Annotated in this window: 19 protein-coding genes; 14 read left to right on the top strand and 5 right to left on the bottom strand. The window is 45.8% G+C overall.

Features of this window, described 5'->3' with window-relative positions; genetic code table 11:
* Window positions 1-1,209, top strand: a complete 1,209-nt coding sequence (locus B7360_RS01925; protein WP_085342628.1) for an FAD-dependent 2-octaprenylphenol hydroxylase — start codon at window positions 1-3, stop codon at window positions 1,207-1,209.
* A gap of 65 nt (window positions 1,210-1,274) precedes the next feature.
* Here the strand turns inward: B7360_RS01925 and B7360_RS01930 are convergent, their stop codons facing one another.
* The 3 genes from B7360_RS01930 to ygfZ form a co-directional block, all read right to left on the bottom strand.
* The gene (locus B7360_RS01930) at window positions 1,275-1,481 is read right to left on the bottom strand and encodes a DUF1107 domain-containing protein (RefSeq protein WP_005380970.1); all 207 of its coding nucleotides are present in this window, start codon (window positions 1,479-1,481) and stop codon (window positions 1,275-1,277) included.
* Between the two features lie 639 nt (window positions 1,482-2,120).
* Complete coding sequence (locus tag B7360_RS01935; RefSeq protein WP_031780369.1) at window positions 2,121-2,594, bottom strand: aminoacyl-tRNA deacylase; 474 nt, start codon at window positions 2,592-2,594, stop codon at window positions 2,121-2,123.
* Window positions 2,587-3,555, bottom strand: a complete 969-nt coding sequence (gene ygfZ / locus B7360_RS01940) for a tRNA-modifying protein YgfZ (protein WP_085342629.1) — start codon at window positions 3,553-3,555, stop codon at window positions 2,587-2,589. The genes B7360_RS01935 and ygfZ overlap by 8 nt, the downstream gene beginning before the upstream one ends.
* 189 nt (window positions 3,556-3,744) lie before the next feature.
* Here ygfZ and B7360_RS01945 point away from each other — a divergent pair, with 189 nt between their 5' ends.
* Together B7360_RS01945 and B7360_RS25365 are read left to right on the top strand one after the other, a co-directional pair.
* Window positions 3,745-4,005 (top strand): succinate dehydrogenase assembly factor 2, encoded by a 261-nt coding sequence (locus B7360_RS01945; RefSeq protein ID WP_005393925.1) that lies wholly within the window; start codon window positions 3,745-3,747, stop codon window positions 4,003-4,005.
* Window positions 3,953-4,435: a protein YgfX gene (locus B7360_RS25365; protein ID WP_309474405.1), complete on the top strand. Its 483-nt coding sequence runs from the start codon at window positions 3,953-3,955 to the stop codon at window positions 4,433-4,435. Before B7360_RS01945 ends, B7360_RS25365 begins: the two co-directional genes overlap by 53 nt.
* Window positions 4,436-4,457: 22 nt before the next feature.
* Here B7360_RS25365 and nadB read toward each other — a convergent pair whose 3' ends face one another.
* Window positions 4,458-6,071, bottom strand: coding sequence for an L-aspartate oxidase (nadB, locus tag B7360_RS01955; protein WP_031780368.1), 1,614 nt, complete (start codon window positions 6,069-6,071; stop codon window positions 4,458-4,460).
* Between the two features lie 553 nt (window positions 6,072-6,624).
* Between nadB and rpoE the strand changes: the two genes are divergently transcribed.
* From rpoE to acpS, 11 genes are all read left to right on the top strand, one after another.
* Window positions 6,625-7,203, top strand: coding sequence for an RNA polymerase sigma factor RpoE (gene rpoE / locus B7360_RS01960; protein ID WP_005380946.1), 579 nt, complete (start codon window positions 6,625-6,627; stop codon window positions 7,201-7,203).
* A gap of 26 nt (window positions 7,204-7,229) precedes the next feature.
* Window positions 7,230-7,856 carry a sigma-E factor negative regulatory protein gene (locus B7360_RS01965; RefSeq protein WP_012841405.1) on the top strand — a complete coding sequence of 209 codons (627 nt, stop codon included), beginning with the start codon at window positions 7,230-7,232 and terminating at the stop codon, window positions 7,854-7,856.
* Window positions 7,853-8,818 (top strand): sigma-E factor regulatory protein RseB, encoded by a 966-nt coding sequence (gene rseB, locus B7360_RS01970; RefSeq protein ID WP_005393918.1) that lies wholly within the window; start codon window positions 7,853-7,855, stop codon window positions 8,816-8,818. Before B7360_RS01965 ends, rseB begins: the two co-directional genes overlap by 4 nt.
* Window positions 8,815-9,285: a SoxR reducing system RseC family protein gene (locus B7360_RS01975; protein ID WP_005384575.1), complete on the top strand. Its 471-nt coding sequence runs from the start codon at window positions 8,815-8,817 to the stop codon at window positions 9,283-9,285. Before rseB ends, B7360_RS01975 begins: the two co-directional genes overlap by 4 nt.
* Before the next feature lie 158 nt (window positions 9,286-9,443).
* Complete coding sequence (gene lepA / locus B7360_RS01980) at window positions 9,444-11,237, top strand: translation elongation factor 4 (protein ID WP_005393909.1); 1,794 nt, start codon at window positions 9,444-9,446, stop codon at window positions 11,235-11,237.
* Between the two features lie 104 nt (window positions 11,238-11,341).
* Window positions 11,342-12,241: a signal peptidase I gene (gene lepB / locus B7360_RS01985; RefSeq protein ID WP_005380933.1), complete on the top strand. Its 900-nt coding sequence runs from the start codon at window positions 11,342-11,344 to the stop codon at window positions 12,239-12,241.
* 20 nt (window positions 12,242-12,261) lie between these two features.
* On the top strand, window positions 12,262-12,939 hold the full coding sequence (rnc, locus tag B7360_RS01990) for a ribonuclease III (protein ID WP_005393907.1): 678 nt from the start codon (window positions 12,262-12,264) through the stop codon (window positions 12,937-12,939).
* Complete coding sequence (gene era / locus B7360_RS01995) at window positions 12,932-13,894, top strand: GTPase Era (protein ID WP_006743309.1); 963 nt, start codon at window positions 12,932-12,934, stop codon at window positions 13,892-13,894. The genes rnc and era overlap by 8 nt, the downstream gene beginning before the upstream one ends.
* Window positions 13,895-14,009: 115 nt before the next feature.
* Window positions 14,010-14,741: a DNA repair protein RecO gene (gene recO, locus B7360_RS02000; RefSeq protein ID WP_006743310.1), complete on the top strand. Its 732-nt coding sequence runs from the start codon at window positions 14,010-14,012 to the stop codon at window positions 14,739-14,741.
* Complete coding sequence (gene pdxJ, locus B7360_RS02005) at window positions 14,738-15,469, top strand: pyridoxine 5'-phosphate synthase (protein ID WP_085342630.1); 732 nt, start codon at window positions 14,738-14,740, stop codon at window positions 15,467-15,469. Before recO ends, pdxJ begins: the two co-directional genes overlap by 4 nt.
* A 13-nt stretch (window positions 15,470-15,482) precedes the next feature.
* Window positions 15,483-15,863: a holo-ACP synthase gene (acpS, locus tag B7360_RS02010; protein WP_012841407.1), complete on the top strand. Its 381-nt coding sequence runs from the start codon at window positions 15,483-15,485 to the stop codon at window positions 15,861-15,863.
* Window positions 15,864-15,932: 69 nt separating this feature from the next.
* Here the strand turns inward: acpS and barA are convergent, their stop codons facing one another.
* Window positions 15,933-18,731, bottom strand: coding sequence for a two-component sensor histidine kinase BarA (barA, locus tag B7360_RS02015; RefSeq protein WP_085342631.1), 2,799 nt, complete (start codon window positions 18,729-18,731; stop codon window positions 15,933-15,935).
* Window positions 18,732-18,778: the final 47 nt, after the last annotated feature.

The raw sequence follows: 18,778 nt of genomic DNA on the forward strand, positions 1-18,778 counted from the left end.
ATGATGCAAAGTGTAGATATCGCCATCATCGGCGGAGGGATGGTTGGGTTGGCACTTGCTGCCGCGTTCAAGGACAGCGATCTGCGTGTCGCCGTAATAGAAGGCAAGGTGCCAGATGAGTCGTTGAAAGAGTTACCTGATGTGCGTGTGTCTGCGTTGAGCCGTTCTAGTGAGACGATCTTGCGTAAGCTTGGCGCTTGGCAGGGGATAGAGCAACGCCGAGCTTCACCATACTACGGTATGGAAGTGTGGGAGCAAGATAGCTTTGCTAGTATTGAGTTCAATGCACAAAGCATGGCACAACCTGATTTAGGGCATATTGTTGAGAATCGAGTGATTCAACTCGCACTGCTCGAACAAGTCCAAAAGCTCGATAACGTCACTATGTTTATGCCTGCACGTTGCGCGACCTTAGCGGTGGGCGAACAAGAAAGTTGGTTGACGCTCGACAATGGTCAAGCCATGACGGCTAAGTTAGTGGTCGGAGCCGATGGGGCAAACTCGTGGCTTCGTCATCAAATGGATATTCCGTTAACGCATTGGGATTATGGGCATCATGCTCTGGTCGCGAATGTTAAAACCGCTGCTCCGCATAATAGCATTGCACGACAGATTTTTACTCCTCAAGGGCCATTGGCGTTTTTGCCAATGTCGCAACCAGATATGTGCTCTATTGTTTGGTCCACTGAGCCAAATCGTGCAGAGCAGCTATTGGCAATGAGTGAGCATGATTTCAACAAAGCATTGACGAGCGAATTTGATACACGACTTGGTCTATGTGAAGTCGTGGGAGAGCGTGCCGCGTTTCCTCTGAAAATGCGTTATGCGCGAGATTTTGTTGTGGAGCGAGTCGCATTGGTTGGTGATGCGGCCCATACCATTCATCCTCTAGCGGGCCAGGGGGTAAATTTAGGTCTATTAGATGCAGCCAGCCTCGCTCAAGAGGTGTTAGCGCTATGGAAGCAAGGCCAAGATATTGGCAGCAAACGCAACCTAAGAGGTTATGAGCGTTGGCGCAAAGCGGAAGCAGCAAAGATGATCGCTGCAATGCAAGGGTTCCGAGACCTGTTCTCTGGAGAGAATCCTGCTAAGAAGCTGGTTCGTGGCATTGGTTTGAGTTTAGCGGGTCAATTGCCGGGAGCGAAAGATGAGATCATGAAGCGTGCGCTTGGTCTAAAAGGTCATCTGCCTGATCTGGCACGTCACTAGGTGTAAAGCGAACTTCAAATACACAAAAGGCTGGTTAATCCAGCCTTTGTTTTATCAACGTTTTGCTAAGCATATGCGCATCGGAGTTTCATTATTTCTTGGTTGATCTCTTTGACCGCTCGGAAATGGCGTTGCTCTGCTTTCTCCGGCAGTATTAACTTGCCGTTATCAAACTCGAATCTACCGACCCCGTAAATATAAATTCTTCCTTTAAAAAGACGACTTATATGTTTAGCAATCATACTTGGTGTATAGCGCTTAAACAGTCTCATATTTACTTTCCTTTTATCTAACCTAGCCTAGGTATTCTACGTTTTGGACGCGAAAATTATTGTGACAGCCATAGTATTAAATACAGATGTAGGGTGTTGCGTCAGAGATTTGTGTTGTCTTAGACAATTTGACAGTGTCATCTCTTAAATAGCGTGAGGATTACCCCAAAAAATCACCGTTCAAGGAACCCTTACAACAATACACTCCTTTTTACGTGACGCATTAAGCAATAGTTTTGTTACAGAATTAAGAATAGAACGAAAATGATTGTTTGCTAATTGTTTCTATTAAGGTGGTATCCAACAGAACAAACTTTACGTCCTAACCGTTAGAGAAAGAGGAAGAGAAAAAAGTTCCGTACAAAAAAAAGCCCGCTTCAGCGGGCGAATAGTCACAGATGCATTACACAAAAGTGGACAGCTGACGGTATGAATACTGTCATTCAGTCAGCTGATTCACTTTATGTTGGTTAAGTGCTTGTTTGAAACTTAACCAACAAATTCAGCATATACGAGTTTTATCTTTGTGACTATTTATGTTTTATATGTGATTAAAAATTCTCTCGTCTATTTTTATAGATATGAGCGAGATCACGTGATGATAGAAACACTACGTGCTATTACATTATTTTTAGACGATTAACGACAGATCTCAGCTACGGTCGGCTGACACAATTGGATAAGATCTTGGATAGAAAGCGCCAGTCCAGCCATGCGATCGCCACTGCTGATCGTGACTTCCTGTTCTTCTAGTAAGCTAGGATCGAACACGATCGGCATGTGTCGTTTGAGTAATAGTGGAGTGACAGTACCAATTTTGTAACCCGTGATGGCCTCAACGTCGGCTTGATCAACGCAAGTCATCCGGCGGCATTGCAGTAACGATCGCACTTTTTTGGGATCGACACTACGATCACCAGGCGCACAGGCGAGTGCGTATTGATTTCCCATGTCTCGTAGCAAGATTGCTTTCACCATTTGAGAAGGGCGAATGCCGCGTTGTTGCGCGGCATCCTCAATAGTCGTTGCTGGTCTTTGATGCGGTAACAGACGAAACGGAATGTGTTGGTCTGTGAGAAATTGCATCAAAGGAGTATTGATTGTATTACTCATCATCAAGACTGTAAGGCAGTGATTCGATTGTCCACTCACATTCTGGTTGAGCAACCAAACGAAGACGAGTGTCTTCATCGAGATTATTGGGCAGTACGATCAGGCCAATCGCTTGATTGTCGCTGAACTGGTAGTGGTTTAATAAAGCACCCACTGAACGCCAGTTTTCACCCACGCTGCGTTCGAGCTCAATTGGCTCGTCACTGAATGGAGCAGAAGTTGCCCCTTTTACGATGTACATCGCACGTTTATTTGTACCGCGATACTTAGCTCGTGCTACCGTTTCTTGTCCTGTGTAGCAGCCCTTTGTGAAGCTAATGCCTCCTAAAGCTTGCACGTTGAGTGCTTGTGGAATGTGAGCATTCTGCGCGGATGCAGAGACAAATGGTAAACCAGCTTCAATGTCGAAACGATTCCAAAGCTCATTTGTCGTAAGGGCAGCATCTGTATTTTCAATGAATTGTTGCGCAGCTGACGCACTTAATATCAGTAGCCAGCGGCTTTGTGAAACTTGTACCGCGGTGCCGCCTTCAACAGGGCGAACGCTGCCAGTCGTTTTGCTCATTGAAGAAATAAGCTCGTCGGCTTTGACGCCTGCAACACCTAAGATAACTTCATCAGAAGCTTCAATCGTTACTTTAGAGAAAATGGCGTATTTTTTTATTTCGCTAAGTTCTACGTCAATCGCCGATTTTGGTTGGATCATGCCGTAGCCATCGTGGTGATGGAAAAGGCGGAACACACTCCACACTTTACCTTTCGCATCACAATGTGCGCCTAATGTTGATTGGTCTTGTTCTAAAGAAACGACATCGCAGGTAACCTGACCTTGTAAGTATGATTTTTTATCGTCACCGACCATGGTGATCATGCCGAAATTGTCCAGCAGCGAGATAGATAACTCTGGAAGTGCGTCTTGAGTTGAGAGAGGTAGTGCTGAAAAACGAGTTTGCCATTCCATAATTACAATGCCTTTTGAAGATATTTTTCCGCTATGTTATACCCAAATAACCTTGAGATACTAGGGGAGCGATTTACGAATCAACATTTGTCTGCTTTCACTATCGTATTGTGACCCGCACACTAGTGACGTAGCACATCCCTTGTTACACTCCGCACTAACAACAAGACATCTATGAAGGAATAGTGAATGTACACTCCGGAAGAAAAAGCGCGTATTAAATGGGCTTGCCGTCGAGGCATGCTTGAGCTTGACGTAGTAATTATGCCGTTTTTTGAAGAGTGCTTTGATACTCTGAGTGAACAAGAGCAGCGTGACTTTGTTTCTTTACTTGAATGCGATGATCCTGATCTGTTTACTTGGATAATGGGGCATGGCCGCAGCGAAAACTTAGGTCATGCTGCAATGGTTGATAAAATTGTCGCCCATAACCTCAGCAAAGTTCGTTAATTTTACCGCTTCTCCCTCTCTGACTGCCCGAGTTCTCAATGTAATACTTTTCTTACTGATGACTTGGGCCGTTACCCTCTCTAGCATCCCTCTCGTATTATCGATTTATTTGTTATTAATGATTGTTAAGGCACTATTGAGCCAAGGCTTTGTTAAACCGACAAGTCAGGGTTATTGGTATGTGCATTGCGACGGCTCGGTTAGGTTTGAGGCCCTCGAGTATAGTGAATGTTCGGCGGCTCTTGAGTCTGAAAAGGATCAGTTACAACGAATCGATACATCGACATTGCCATTCAAGATAACATTTCGATTGGAGTCTGGCCGTAGCGTCACGATTTGGCGTGATAGCTGTGACGATCAGCATTACCGTCAATTATCTTTGGTATTACGCCAGTGGGAAATGAAACAGGGAGCCAATGCTCCCTGTTGATGAAATAGTTTATTTTGTCGAATTAAAGCTGTTTAGCTGGAACCAAAATCGTTGGTCCGCTGTTTTCCAGTTGATTTGGATAATCGAGTGTATAGTGCAAACCACGACTCTCTTTGCGTTGCATCGCACAGCGAACCATCAGCTCTGCTACTTGTAAAAGGTTACGCAGTTCTAATAAGTTGTTCGATACACGGAAGTTGCTGTAGTACTCATGCGTTTCTTGTTGCAACAGTTGGATACGGCGCAAGGCGCGTTCTAAGCGCTTATCTGTCCGTACAATGCCCATGTAGTCCCACATAAACAGTCGAAGTTCGTGCCAGTTGTGCTGAATGATCACTTCTTCATCACTGTTGGTCACTTTACTTTCATCCCAGCATGGCACCTGAGAAGGAAGCTCCACATTAGTGTGATGTTTTAGAATATCTTTCGCCGCAGACCAAGCATAAACCACGCATTCGAGAAGTGAATTTGATGCCATGCGGTTAGCACCATGCAGCCCTGTATAGCTGACTTCGCCAATTGCATACAAGTTTTTAAGATCGGTGCAGCCATTTCTATCCACCATGACACCGCCACAAGTGTAGTGCGCAGCAGGTACGATTGGGATTGGCTCTTTGGTCATATCAATGCCCAAGTCCATTAAACGTGAGTAAATGGTTGGGAAGTGCTTAGTAATAAAGTCCGCAGGTTTGTGACTGATGTCGAGGTACATACAGTCGGCACCCAAACGCTTCATTTCGAAGTCGATAGCACGAGCCACGACGTCACGCGGAGCAAGCTCTTTACGCTCATCGAAATCTGGCATAAAGCGAGAACCATCGGGACGACGCAGGTAAGCACCTTCACCACGTAACGCTTCGGTCAACAAGAAGTTACGTGCTTCTGGGTGATATAAACACGTCGGGTGGAACTGGTTAAACTCCATATTTGCCACACGACACCCTGCACGCCAAGCAATGGCAATACCATCACCAGACGAAACATCTGGGTTAGAGGTGTATTGATAAACTTTTGAAGCGCCACCTGTAGCGAGAACCACAAATTTGGCTCGCACGGTTTCGACATGCTCTTCGTTGCGGTTCCAAATATAAGCACCGATAACTTTGTTTTTATCACCGCCAATTTTGTCTTCGGTGATTAAGTCCAGAGCATTGTGACGTTCGAGAACATGAATGTTTGGATGGTTGTGAGCGTTATCTTGCAGAGAGGTTTGCATCGCCATACCTGTTGCATCTGCCGCGTGAAGAATACGACGACGGCTATGGCCACCTTCTCGAGTTAAGTGGTAACGAGGCTCATCGTCAGAGTCATCCTCTTCACGATCAAATGGGACACCACCGTCGATCAACCACTGTACGCACTCTTTTGAATGTTCAGCAATGAACCTCACGGTGTCCTCATCGCAAATACCATCGCCGGCGATTTGCGTGTCTTCAACGTGTGAATCAATGGTGTCTGACTCATCAAATACAGCAGCAATACCACCCTGGGCATAATAGGTCGCCCCTTCGCTGCGTGGCCCTTTACTCAGCACCATCACTTTACAGTGGTTAGCAACGCGCAAAGCCAACGACAAACCAGCCGCGCCACTCCCTACCACTAACACATCACACTCATGTTCACGATTTGTGTTCATATAACTTTTATAATCCCAAGCTAAGGTAACAAAGTCACCTTGTGTATTATTTGCACACCATGTGCATTCCATTATCGCGACACCTGTCGCTAAGGGCTAAGTTGGGAGACCTATCGACATCCGTGTTACTGCGGTGACTGAGCCACTCTTCTTTTTCATGCAGAGCATGAGCATGCTTCCTAAGTTATATTTGTAACGCGGTGTTCAGATAGCCATTAGCCATGCAAATGAAAAGTAATAGTTTGTCAATGCCATTGCTTTTCCATGCTCGACCCAGCACAATCTGGGACAGAGATCATTCATTATACCCATTTCCCCTCAAGATGCTCGCTTGTCAAACTTAGACTAAAGTCAGGCAACGGTGGTCATTTGGGTATAGACATCACACTGTGAAAAAACAATGACAAAAAACTTGAGAAACCATGGAACTTTCTCATTCACGTTAGGGTCACAATAGTGCTCAAGTAAGCAGTGGTGTCAATACTACGTTTTGCATAATTAGTACCCATATCTGAGAAGAGTAGGGGCATAACAAATAGGAGTATCCGCTCGAATGAACGAGCAGCTGACCGATCAAGTATTGATTGAGCGAGTTCAGAATGGCGATAAGCAAGCATTCAACCTGCTGGTAACGAAGTACCAGAACAAGGTATGTAATCTTATTTCCAGATACGTTAGTAATCCTGGCGATGTACCAGATGTAGCACAAGAAGCGTTTATTAAAGCTTACCGAGCTATTCCCAGCTTTCGTGGGGAGAGTGCGTTTTATACGTGGCTGTATCGCATTGCAGTGAATACTGCGAAAAATCACATTGTTGCTCAAGGGCGTAGACCTCCAGCGACAGATGTCGATGCTGAAGATGCTGAATTTTACGAAACAGGTAGTGCACTTAAAGAAATATCGAACCCTGAGAACTTAACGTTGTCCAAAGAATTGCAACGGGTGGTGTTCAGTGCAATCGAAGCTTTACCTGAAGATTTAAAAACCGCAATGACATTACGAGAGCTCGATGGCTTGAGTTATGAAGAAATTGCAGAAGTGATGGATTGCCCGGTAGGAACGGTACGATCGCGTATCTTCCGTGCTCGTGAGGCGGTGGAAAAGAAAATCAGACCTCTTTTGCAACGCTAGTACAAGTAATAACTATGGTGAAAATAATGGCTGACAAAGAAAAACTTTCAGCTCTCATGGATGGAGAATTGGTCGATAAGGCTTTAATTCAAGAGTTAGAGCAAGACCAAGAGAGCCGTGATGCTTGGCAGAACTATCACCTGATTGGTGATGTGATGCGAGGCGAAGCGCCAGCAAAACCTGAGTGGAATATTGCTGAAAGCGTGGCGTTAGCGTTAGAAGATGAACCTGCACACCGTGCGTTTGATGCGCACAGTGCAAATGTTATCTCAATTGCTGATACGCCAAAAGAGTCGCAACCAGAACCGCAAAAAGCAAAACGTCAGTTGCCAGGTTGGTTGACACAGTTTGGTCAAGTTGCTGTTGCTGCATGTGTATCGCTTGTCGTTATTTTAGGTGTACAGCAGTACGGTGGTAGCGATTCGATGTCGCCGCAAACAGACCAATTGCCTGTGTTGCAGACAGTTCCGTTTGCTGGCAGCGCAGAGCCTGTGAGTTTAACTCGTGAGTCTGTTGAGCGTTCTGTAGGTGAAGCAAATATGCAAGAGCAACGTAAGCGTGTTCATGCTATGCTGCGAGACTACGAATTGCAGTTACGAATTAACAGTGATGCATCTCAACAAGATGCAAATCTGAATCCGGATATTGAATGAAAAAATTTCTGATCAGCGCTTGCGCTCTGTTCAGTATGATGTCTTCTCAAGCCTTTGCTGGTGATAAGCCAGCGGAGGCTTTATTGCATCAAATGAGCGAGGCGAGTAAGAATTTAAGTTACGAACTCTCTTATATCCTTATCAAAAAGAACAGCATTGAGCCGTTGCTGTATCGTCATGCGACGCATGGTGACGATCAATATGCTCATCTTGTCTATTTAAGTGGCCCTGTACGCGAAGTGATTCGTCGCGGCACAGAAGTAAGCTATATCGAAACGGGTTTAGAACCATTCACCATCGAGTCAGGTAAAATGGTCGCTCCGACCATGCCTATGCTCAATACCAATATCGATGAGCTAAACTTGTATTACGACTATGTAAAAGTGGGTAGAGCTCGTGAAGCAGGTGTAGCAACACAAGTGCTGCGTGTCGTCCCTAAAGACGGTCTGCGCTATTCATACGTACTATGGATCGATGAAAAGAGTAAATTGCCGTTACGTGCCGACCTTGTGGACCGTGATGGTGAGATGCTTGAACAATATCGCACTATTTCTTACACAGTGAATCCAAAAATCGCAGAGTTAATGAGTGGCCTACAAGATGTTCAATTACCAGCTGTTCTCACCATGCCAAAAGGCGATATTGGAACCAGCAATTGGCAGGTAGGTTGGATCCCTGAAGGTTTCGAACCGAACGAGCTGAACCGCTACCGCATGGCTGTTACCAATCAAATGGTGGAGAGTCAGCTGTATTCTGATGGTCTGTTTAGCTTCTCTGTTTACGTAGCAAACAAAGATGAGCATTCGTTAAAAGGTCAGTTGGTTCGCCAAGGCCGAAGAACGCTGCATAGTTTTGTGAGCGGTCAACATGAAATCTCCGTAGTTGGAGACATTCCGCCGACCACAGCACAACGTATCGCCCAATCTGTCACATTTAATGTAACAAAGAGTAAACAACAATGATGACCGCGTTGGCTACTGTGACAGACGTACATCGTCGCGGTAAACAATACGAAATTGATTTAAGCTGCGAACAGCAGACCAGTTGCAGTAGTTGCTCTTCACAGAAAAGCTGTGGAACGGGCGTTGTGACTAAAGCCATTGGTAACAAGAGTTTATCTTGGCACCTGCGCACGGATAAATCAGTGAAGATAGGTCAAGTCGTTGAGATAGGCTTTCCTGAGTCGAGCCTGATAAAATCAGCAATGGCGGTTTATTTACTGCCGTTGTTTGGTTTGATTATCGGTGCGATGTTTGGTCACTTCCTATTAGCGCCGCTGACCGCGGGCGGGGAAGGTATCATCATATTGGCATCAGTATTATTTGCAGCTGGTGGAATGTGGATCGCAAAACGTGTTTCTCGTCCGTTAGAGGATGAATCCAAGCGCCAAGTTACCCTTGTTAGGGTACTTGGGGAGCCAATCCAGTAAGCGCTGTCCCCCTCCACTTAAGGTTATTTGGGTATGTACTTTAAATTACGTGCGCCCGTTAACGAAATTCGGTAGAATCTGCCAACTTGATTGAAATGCCGTCAGTAGATGGCGTTTCTTACTGTCCCTATTTGTAAAGAGTTAGTCACCCTAAATCTATGAAGCACATTCGTAACTTTTCGATTATCGCCCACATCGACCATGGTAAGTCGACCCTATCAGACCGTCTAATCCAAGTTTGTGGCGGGTTAACCGATCGTGAAATGGCCGCACAGGTTCTGGATTCTATGGATCTTGAACGTGAGCGTGGTATCACCATTAAATCTCAGAGTGTGACGCTAAACTACACCGCTAAAGACGGTGAAACGTATCAGCTGAACTTCATCGATACTCCGGGGCACGTTGACTTTGCATATGAAGTATCACGTTCTCTAGCGGCTTGTGAAGGTGCGTTATTGGTTGTAGATGCGGGTCAAGGTGTTGAGGCTCAAACACTGGCTAACTGTTACACCGCGATTGAGATGGATCTAGAGGTTGTGCCAATCTTGAACAAGATTGACCTACCAGCAGCCGATCCTGAGCGCGTGGCAGAAGAAATTGAAGAAATCGTTGGTATCGATGCAATGGAAGCAACCCGCTGTTCTGCGAAGACAGGCATCGGTGTTGATGACGTTCTAGAGAACATCGTATCAGCGATTCCAGCACCGGAAGGTGACCCAGATGCGCCATTACAAGCGCTGATCATTGACTCATGGTTTGATAACTATCTTGGCGTTGTTTCTCTAGTACGTATTAAAAACGGCGAACTGAAGAAGAACGACAAGATCAAAGTGATGAGCACGGGTCAAGTTTGGGGTGTAGACCGTCTTGGTATTTTTACGCCAAAACAAGTAGATACCGATATCCTTCGTACTGGTGAAGTAGGTTGGGTGGTTTGTGGTATTAAAGACATCCTTGGTGCACCAGTTGGTGATACGCTGACTATGGCTAAGAATGGCTGTGAAAAACCGCTACCAGGCTTTAAGAAAGTAAAACCTCAGGTTTACGCAGGTCTGTTCCCGGTATCTTCTGACGATTACGAGAACTTCCGTGATGCGCTGGGCAAATTAAGCCTAAACGACGCATCGCTATTCTACGAGCCAGAAAACTCAGCGGCACTTGGCTTTGGTTTCCGTTGTGGTTTCCTTGGCATGCTGCACATGGAAATTATCCAAGAGCGTCTAGAGCGTGAATACGACTTAGATCTTATCACCACGGCACCAACGGTAGTTTACGAAGTTGAAAAGACTGATGGTGAACTGCTGTACGTTGATAGCCCTGCCAAACTACCAGCGATCAATGATATTGAAGAAATTCGTGAACCGATCGCTCGTTGTAATATCCTGGTACCTTCAGAGTACCTAGGTAACGTGATCACGCTGTGTGTTGAAAAGCGTGGTACTCAGGTCGATATGGTTTACCACGGTAACCAGGTTGCCGTGACTTACGATATTCCAATGGCAGAAGTGGTACTGGATTTCTTCGACCGTCTGAAATCGACATCTCGTGGTTATGCGTCTTTGGATTACAACTTCCAGCGTTTTGAAGCTTCGAATATGGTACGTGTAGACGTTCTTCTGAACGGTGACACCGTTGATGCATTGGCGATGATCACACACAAAGACCAGTCTCAGACTCGCGGTCGTCAGCTGGTAGAGAAGATGAAAGAATTTATCCCTCGCCAAATGTTTGATATCGCAATCCAAGCAGCGATTGGTAACCACATTATCGCACGTTCAACTGTAAAACAGCTGCGTAAGAACGTAATCGCGAAATGTTACGGCGGTGACGTAAGTCGTAAGAAGAAACTTCTGAAGAAACAGAAAGAAGGTAAGAAGCGCATGAAGCAGATCGGTAACGTTGAGCTGCCTCAAGAAGCGTTCCTAGCCATCCTTCACGTAGGTAAAGACTAAAGTTGAACTTTGTCTCACACTTGTCGGTCTTAAGACGTTAGATATTAAAATAAGTGAAAGGGTTTCGGCTCTTTCACTTTCGTATTTTTAGATAAGGGAATTTAATGGCGAATACATTCTCACTGATGCTGGTTATTGCGACTTTGGTAACTGGCGTGGTTTGGCTATTGGAAAAGCTGGTTTTCGCGAAAAAGCGTCAGGAAAAACTGGCGGAGATTCAAGCTCAGACGTCTAATGGTTTGGATGCAGTGACCTTGCAAAAAGTTGAGCGTCAGCCTTGGTGGGTTGAAAATAGCGTCTCAATTTTTCCTGTGATTGCGTTCGTTTTAGTATTACGTTCTTTTATCTACGAACCATTTCAAATCCCATCAGGCTCAATGATGCCGACTTTGTTGGTGGGTGACTTTATCTTGGTAGAAAAATACGCCTATGGCTTGAAAGATCCGGTATGGCGCACGCAGTTAGTTGAAACAGGTAAACCTGAGCGTGGTGATATCGTGGTATTCAAATACCCGCCACAACCAAGTGTGGATTACATTAAGCGTGTTGTTGGTTTGCCTGGTGATATCGTGCGTTATTCAAGTGATAAGCAGCTTTGCGTGCAAAGCCAAGGTGAATCGGCGTGTAAACCAGTTAAACTGAGCAATGTTGAAGAAAGTCAGTTTAGCTCGAACGGTATTCCAATGATCCAACTGGATGAAAAATTGGGTAACGTGGAGCACAATATTTTGGTTAACCCTCTTGTTCGTAACCGTGTGGAGCAATACTTCCCACGTAGCGGCACGACAGAGTGGGTTGTACCACAAGGTCAGTACTTTGTGATGGGTGATAACCGTGACAACAGTGCTGACAGCCGTTACTGGGGCTTCGTTCCTGAAGCAAACTTAGTCGGCAAAGCTGTCGCCATTTGGATCAGCTTCGAGTTTGATCGTGGCGCAGATAGCGTTCTACCTTCATGGATTCCAACTGGTGTGCGTTTTAACCGCATCGGTGGTATTCACTAACCATTTTATATCGAGAGAGTATGAATTCTCCAATTGATAAACTAGAGAGAAAGCTCGGCTACCAGTTTCAAGATGCCGGGCTTATCAACTTGGCGCTGACTCACCGCAGCGCCAACAGTAAGCATAATGAACGTCTTGAGTTTCTGGGCGATTCAATTTTAAGTTTTGTCATCGCTGATGATCTGTACCATCGTTTCCCGAAAGTGAACGAGGGTGACATGAGCCGTATGCGTGCTACTTTGGTTCGCGGACATACATTGGCGGAACTGGGTCGTGAATTCGATCTAGGAGATTATTTAAAATTAGGTCCAGGTGAATTGAAGAGTGGCGGTTTCCGCCGAGACTCTATTTTAGCCGATGCGGTTGAAGCCATTATTGGCGCAATTTACCTAGACAGCGATCTTGAAGTCGTGCGAGGCATTGTACTGAGTTGGTACAACTCACGCCTTGAAGCCATTAAACCTGGCGTCTCACAAAAAGATCCGAAAACTCGCCTACAAGAGTTCCTACAAGGCAGAAGAAAACCGCTGCCTGTGTACACAGTGACTAATATTAAAGGTGAAGCGCACAACCAAGAGTTTACGGTTGAGTGTGAAGTAGCAGGTGTGGACAAGCCTGTAATCGGGAAAGGCACCAGCCGCCGCAAGGCAGAACAAGCGGCTGCTGAAACAGCACTTGAGCAATTAACAAATGGCTGATAACGAATTCGATATCGATGCGTTTTTCGCATCACAAGGTGAGCCAAGCTCGCCAGAAAACCAGCACTGTGGCTTCATTGCTATTGTTGGTCGCCCAAACGTAGGTAAGTCGACACTTCTGAACAAAATCTTGGGTCAGAAGATTTCGATCACCTCACGTAAGCCGCAAACAACACGCCACCGCATTATGGGTGTGGACACAGACGGCGATTACCAAGCGATTTACGTTGACACGCCAGGACTTCACATCGAAGAAAAGCGTGCGATTAACCGTTTGATGAACCGTGCGGCTAACTCATCTCTAAGTGATGTAAACCTAGTGTTTTTCTTAGTCGATGGTACGCATTGGACTAAAGACGATGAGATGGTGCTGACTAAGCTTCAAAAATCGAACTTCCCAGTTGTGCTTTGTGTCAATAAAGTCGACAACGTGCAAGATCGTAACGAAGTGATGCTACACATGGCTGAGATGTCTAAAAAGATGGACTTCGTTGACGTTGTGCCAATCTCTGCGAAGCAAGGGAAGAACATTGATGTACTGCGTAAGCACGTGCGTAATCACTTACCTAAAGCAACGCATCACTTCCCAGAAGAATACGTGACTGATCGCTCTCAGCGCTTTATGGCATCTGAAATTGTGCGTGAAAAGTTAATGCGTTTTACGGGTGAAGAATTGCCATACTCGGTAACGGTCGAGATTGAACGTTTTGATTACAACCCAGAAACTGACGGTTTCCATATCAATGCCTTGATTCTTGTGGAGCGTAATGGCCAGAAGAAAATGGTGATTGGTAAAGGTGGCGAGAAGATCAAGACCATTGGTCGTGAGGCGCGTTTAGATATGGAAGAGTTGTTCGGTCGTAAGGTTTACCTGGAAACCTGGGTAAAAGTAAAATCTGGCTGGGCAGACGACGAACGAGCACTGCGCTCGTTGGGCTATATCGACGACTTATAATCTTGGCTGCGAAGATGCTTCGCTCCAACATCGATGAAAACTCAGTATCGATTAAAATAAGGAGCCGCTCGGCTCCTTATTTTTTATTTCACACTTTTTAGGCACAATGACTTAGATGAGTAATCTGTCTTCCGAAGGTTTACAGCGCTGTTTTGTTTTACATCGCCGCCCTTACAGTGAATCGAGCTTAATCCTTGATGTATTTAGTGAGGAATATGGCCGAATGACTTTAATGGCCAAAGGCGCGCGCAGTAAGCGTTCGAACTTAAAAGGCGCATTGCAACCTTTTACTCCGCTGTTACTTAAATGGTCGGGAAAAGGTTCAATGAAGACTTTGCGTCAAGCTGAGCCGATAAGCCTAGGTTTACCGTTAACGGGCATTAATCTCTACTCAGCCATGTACGTCAATGAACTGATTGGCCGTATCTTGATGGCTGAAGTGCCAATGCCAGCGCTATTTCATGATTATTTGCATGCGTTAACAGAGTTGGCACACAATGAGAACCCTGAGCCAGCACTGCGTCGTTTTGAGTTAGCATTGCTCTCTTCTATGGGGTATGGCGTGGATTTCTTGCACTGTGCAGGTACTGGCGAGCCCGTCGACCCAGAGATGACGTATCGTTACCGGGAACAAAAAGGCTTCATAGCTTCGGTTAGGCGCGATAACCTTACGTTTTTAGGGAATGAGCTGATTGCTATCAGTGAGCGGCGGTTCGTCACTAAAGAGCAGCTAAAAGCGGCAAAACGCTTTACACGTATAGCCTTAAAGCCGTATCTTGGCGGCAAACCTTTAAAAAGTCGTGAATTTTTCATTCAGACCCCCAGAGCACGGAGTAACGGAAAATGAGCTCAATTTATTTAGGCGTCAATATCGACCATATTGCCACTCTACGTAATGCACGTGGTACAAAATACCCTGATCCTGTTCACGCTGCAGAAATTGCTGAGCGTGCAGGCGCGGATGGTATCACAATTCACTTACGTGAAGACCGTCGCCATATTTTGGACCGTGATGTACGTATTCTGCGTGAAACCATTCAAACGCGCATGAATCTAGAGATGGCTGTGACGGACGAAATGGTTGAGATTGCGCTGCAAACTAAACCAGAGTTTGTGTGCTTAGTGCCTGAAAAACGTGAAGAACTGACGACGGAAGGTGGCTTGGACGTTGTGGGGCAGCTTGAAAAAATTAAAGCTGCGACGAAAAAGCTGACAGATGCAGGCATTAAAGTTTCACTCTTTATTGATGCTGATCGTCAACAGATTGAAGCGGCGAAAAAGTGTGGTGCTCCGTTTATTGAGCTGCACACGGGTCATTATGCTGATGCGACGACAGAAGACGAACAGCAAGCAGAACTGAAGAAGATTGCCGCTGGTGCGAGTTATGCTCATGACCTAAGTATTATTGTTAATGCCGGGCATGGCCTGACTTATCACAATGTCGCGCCAATTGCGGCATTACCAGAAATTTACGAACTCAACATTGGTCACTCAATCATTGGTCGTGCGGTATTTGATGGTTTGAATAAAGCGGTTGCGGACATGAAAGCACTGATGATTGAGGCACGCCAGTAATAGGGCTATCTAGATGGCGATTATAGGGTTAGGGACCGACATTGCAGAAATTGAGCGTATTGAAAAAGCGCTAGCTCGTAGTGGTGAGCCTTTTGCTCAGCGTATTCTTTCAGAAGAAGAAATGGCTAAATTTTCACAGCTTAAGCTGCAAGGCCGCTATCTTGCTAAGCGCTTTGCGGTCAAAGAAGCGGCCTCAAAAGCATTGGGAACAGGGATCGCAAAAGGGGTCACGTTTCACGATTTTTCCATCTCGAACGATGCGCTTGGAAAACCAGTGCTCGCATTGACGGGCACAGCAAAGCAAATAGCGGATGCGATGGGCGTTAACCACATTCACCTGTCCATTTCCGATGAGCGTCATTACGCTGTGGCGACGGTCATTTTTGAATCCTAGCTTGTAAGTCTTAAACAAAATACTAAAAAGCCAGAGCAGATGCTCTGGCTTTCTTGTCTCTCGAGCAGATTACTGTTCAAGGTATAATTTTGCAGTCGTTGTGACTTTACTCATTTCATCTTGCAGCTCGAACATTTCAGGCTCAACCTCCTCAAGACTGATCCCTGAGCGCAGTGCTTGCTCAAGCGTCGCACAGAGTGATTTCAGCCTAGGCACTCCGCAATATGAGCTACTGCCGTGCAGCTTATGGATGACATGAATTAGGTCATCACGGGAGATATCTTCTTGCTCCAGAGCTTGGTCAACGACTGCTTCTACTTCAGGGATAAACTCAACCAACATGCGCAGCATGTCTTTGGCGAGATCTTCTTTATTCGCGCTCTGTTTTAAGGCAGCTTGCCAATCAATAATCACATCCTGCTGAGGCGAAGAAACGGATTGTGGCGCGCTCCCTTCAGGCTCATCAACGTATGAAGGGGCGACTTTGCCAATGCTCTCTGTACAAGCATTTGGGTTCCAGTGAACCAAAACCTGTTGTAGCACATGCTCTTCAATAGGTTTGGTCAAGTAGTCATCCATTCCTGCCGAGAGCAAGCGATCTCTTTCACCCGCCATGGCATGCGCAGTTACCGCAATCACTGGCGTGTCTTTATTTAACTCCAACTCTTTAATGTGCTGACAAGCGGTCACACCATCCATTTGTGGCATTTGGATATCCATGAAGATTAAGTCGTACTTTTTCTCCGTCGCAAGGTTCACCGCTTGCTGGCCATTGCTACAGGCGGTGACGGTTTCTACTCGTTCGCGAAGCAGAGCGGAAATCAGCTTCAAGTTCGCTGGGTTATCATCCACCGCTAACACCGTCAGAGGTAAACGCTCCCCTTCGCTTGGCGTAATTGGAGCACTCAATGTTGGTGGTGATTCGACATGTTCGCTAATCAGGCTTTGTAGCAGTTTACGGCGAGACAATGGCTTCGTCAGGCATTGGACGTGATGCTCTGTCATAATTTGGTCGGCAAGTGCCAGTTCGGTACTCGGCGTCCCTAGGATCACACTCGGAGCCATGCGTTTCGCTTGTTCTATCCAAGGTGTAATGACGTCTGCATCATGCGTTTGATTCGCCGCTAAATTCAGTAATACATAGTCATATTGTTCTTCGTTTTTCGGTAGCGAAGAACGGTAGGTCACTAAGATACCTTCTTGACTTAGAATCTGCTGGGTAACGGATGCGGCTTGCATGTTTGGTTCAATCAACAGCAACTGCTTGCCCATTAGAAGTTCCACTTCAATCAGTTCGCTCATTGGCATTTCGGTTGAGTGCAAGCGCACCGTAAACCAGAACGTCGAACCTTGGTGTAGGCGGCTAGTTAAGCTGATCTCGCCACCCATCTGGCTTACCAATTTCTGCGTGATAACCAAACCTAACCCAGTGCCGCCGTAGCGACGTGAAATGCTGGCATCCGCTTGGCTGAACGCTTGGAATAATTGCGCTTGCTGACGTTCAGAAATACCAATGCCGGTATCACGCACCATGAATTGCAGTTCGACGGAGTCCCCAGATTGAGAGCGCATTTCAACGCTAACATCAATGTTGCCTCGCTCGGTAAACTTGATTGAGTTACCGACCAAGTTCGTCAAAATTTGCTGGATACGTAGTGGGTCCCCAACTAAACCCGGTGGAATTTTAGGGTCCACTTTTAGGGTGATTTCTAACCCTTTCTCATGTGCACTCGTGGCTTGTAGGTTAATCACTTCTTCTAAACTTTCTCGGAAATCAAACGGAATGTTTTCCAGCGCCAGCTTACCCGCCTCAAGTTTCGAGAAGTCGAGAATGTCATTGATGATGTTCAGTAGATTGTTCGCCGACTTTTCAATCGTCTGTAGGTAATCAGTTTGGCTGTTAGAAAGCTGCGTTTTAAGCATTTGACGAGTAAAGCCAATAACCCCATTGAGTGGAGTACGCAGTTCGTGCGACATGTTCGCCAAGAACTCAGATTTAACCCTAGCCGCTTCTTGCGCACGTTTCTTCGCGATATCTAACTCAACGTTCTGAATTTCTAACTGCTCAAGCGTTTCACGCAAGTCTGATGTGGCTTGGTCTATACTGTGCTGCATCTCCACGTGATATTCCGATAGCGATACCGCCATGGCGTTAATACCGTTTTTCAGTTGGTCTAGCTCACCATGCATTTTGCCTTCGATACGCACATCCAGATGACCACGGCGAATGCGGTCAACGACATTCTTCATGTGGGTGATAGGTTGGGTAACATCGTGCATCAGACGTGAAGCAAATACACTTGCCAAGCCAAGACCGAGTATAAGAACTAAAAAAGCAGAGAAAACTTCTTGATACTGTTGCAGCCTTAAAGAGGAGAGATCTAACTCAACGGCAATATAACCAATTGCTTTAGTTCCTTGGCTTTCGTTCGACAACTCCGCTAAATAGTGACCCTCGGACAAAATAGGTACGCGCAATATCAGTGAGTTTTCGTAGATTTCCGAATTGCCCAGTTGCGGGATCGGTTTATCTTTAGGGAACATCAAGGCTTCGAAATTAGGGTGAAAGTTAGATGTCACGAAGAGCTCATGATGTTCATCAAACACCGCGATACTACGAACCAGTTTAGAGTTTTTGCGATGGGCGTAGCTTATCAAGCGACGTACCGCCTCTCGGCTTTCTGATAGTAGATGAGTTTCACTGGCAATTGCTAACGGCTCAATGATGCTGTTACCAGTAGTGATAACTTGTTTCTCAAGGTCTTGGTAGCGGTTAAATGAGAAAAAGCCGCTCAGTAATAAACCAATAATGAGAGTGGGAGCGAGAGTCAGTGTAATTACACGTGCTCGTAAGCCATATCTGGTCATGTTATCTAATTACATCGGAGTCTGGATATGGGAAAATAACGCATTAT

It is taken from the genome of Vibrio sp. ArtGut-C1, from assembly GCF_002105475.1.
Classification (GTDB): Bacteria; Pseudomonadota; Gammaproteobacteria; order Enterobacterales; family Vibrionaceae; genus Vibrio; species Vibrio diabolicus.

Excerpts from the sequence above, each read along its gene's own strand:
- barA (WP_085342631.1), bottom strand. The coding sequence starts at position 18,731 with ATGACCAGATATGGCTTACGAGCACGTGTAATTACACTGACTCTCGCT.
- era (WP_006743309.1), top strand. The coding sequence starts at position 12,932 with ATGGCTGATAACGAATTCGATATCGATGCGTTTTTCGCATCACAAGGT.
- lepA (WP_005393909.1), top strand. The coding sequence starts at position 9,444 with ATGAAGCACATTCGTAACTTTTCGATTATCGCCCACATCGACCATGGT.
- B7360_RS25365 (WP_309474405.1), top strand. The coding sequence starts at position 3,953 with ATGCTGCAATGGTTGATAAAATTGTCGCCCATAACCTCAGCAAAGTTC.
- ygfZ (WP_085342629.1), bottom strand. The coding sequence starts at position 3,555 with ATGGAATGGCAAACTCGTTTTTCAGCACTACCTCTCTCAACTCAAGAC.
- recO (WP_006743310.1), top strand. The coding sequence starts at position 14,010 with ATGAGTAATCTGTCTTCCGAAGGTTTACAGCGCTGTTTTGTTTTACAT.
- lepB (WP_005380933.1), top strand. The coding sequence starts at position 11,342 with ATGGCGAATACATTCTCACTGATGCTGGTTATTGCGACTTTGGTAACT.
- B7360_RS01965 (WP_012841405.1), top strand. The coding sequence starts at position 7,230 with ATGGCTGACAAAGAAAAACTTTCAGCTCTCATGGATGGAGAATTGGTC.
- B7360_RS01945 (WP_005393925.1), top strand. The coding sequence starts at position 3,745 with ATGTACACTCCGGAAGAAAAAGCGCGTATTAAATGGGCTTGCCGTCGA.
- B7360_RS01925 (WP_085342628.1), top strand. The coding sequence starts at position 1 with ATGATGCAAAGTGTAGATATCGCCATCATCGGCGGAGGGATGGTTGGG.
- B7360_RS01975 (WP_005384575.1), top strand. The coding sequence starts at position 8,815 with ATGATGACCGCGTTGGCTACTGTGACAGACGTACATCGTCGCGGTAAA.
- pdxJ (WP_085342630.1), top strand. The coding sequence starts at position 14,738 with ATGAGCTCAATTTATTTAGGCGTCAATATCGACCATATTGCCACTCTA.
- rnc (WP_005393907.1), top strand. The coding sequence starts at position 12,262 with ATGAATTCTCCAATTGATAAACTAGAGAGAAAGCTCGGCTACCAGTTT.
- rseB (WP_005393918.1), top strand. The coding sequence starts at position 7,853 with ATGAAAAAATTTCTGATCAGCGCTTGCGCTCTGTTCAGTATGATGTCT.
- rpoE (WP_005380946.1), top strand. The coding sequence starts at position 6,625 with ATGAACGAGCAGCTGACCGATCAAGTATTGATTGAGCGAGTTCAGAAT.
- B7360_RS01930 (WP_005380970.1), bottom strand. The coding sequence starts at position 1,481 with ATGAGACTGTTTAAGCGCTATACACCAAGTATGATTGCTAAACATATA.
- acpS (WP_012841407.1), top strand. The coding sequence starts at position 15,483 with ATGGCGATTATAGGGTTAGGGACCGACATTGCAGAAATTGAGCGTATT.
- nadB (WP_031780368.1), bottom strand. The coding sequence starts at position 6,071 with ATGAACACAAATCGTGAACATGAGTGTGATGTGTTAGTGGTAGGGAGT.
- B7360_RS01935 (WP_031780369.1), bottom strand. The coding sequence starts at position 2,594 with ATGAGTAATACAATCAATACTCCTTTGATGCAATTTCTCACAGACCAA.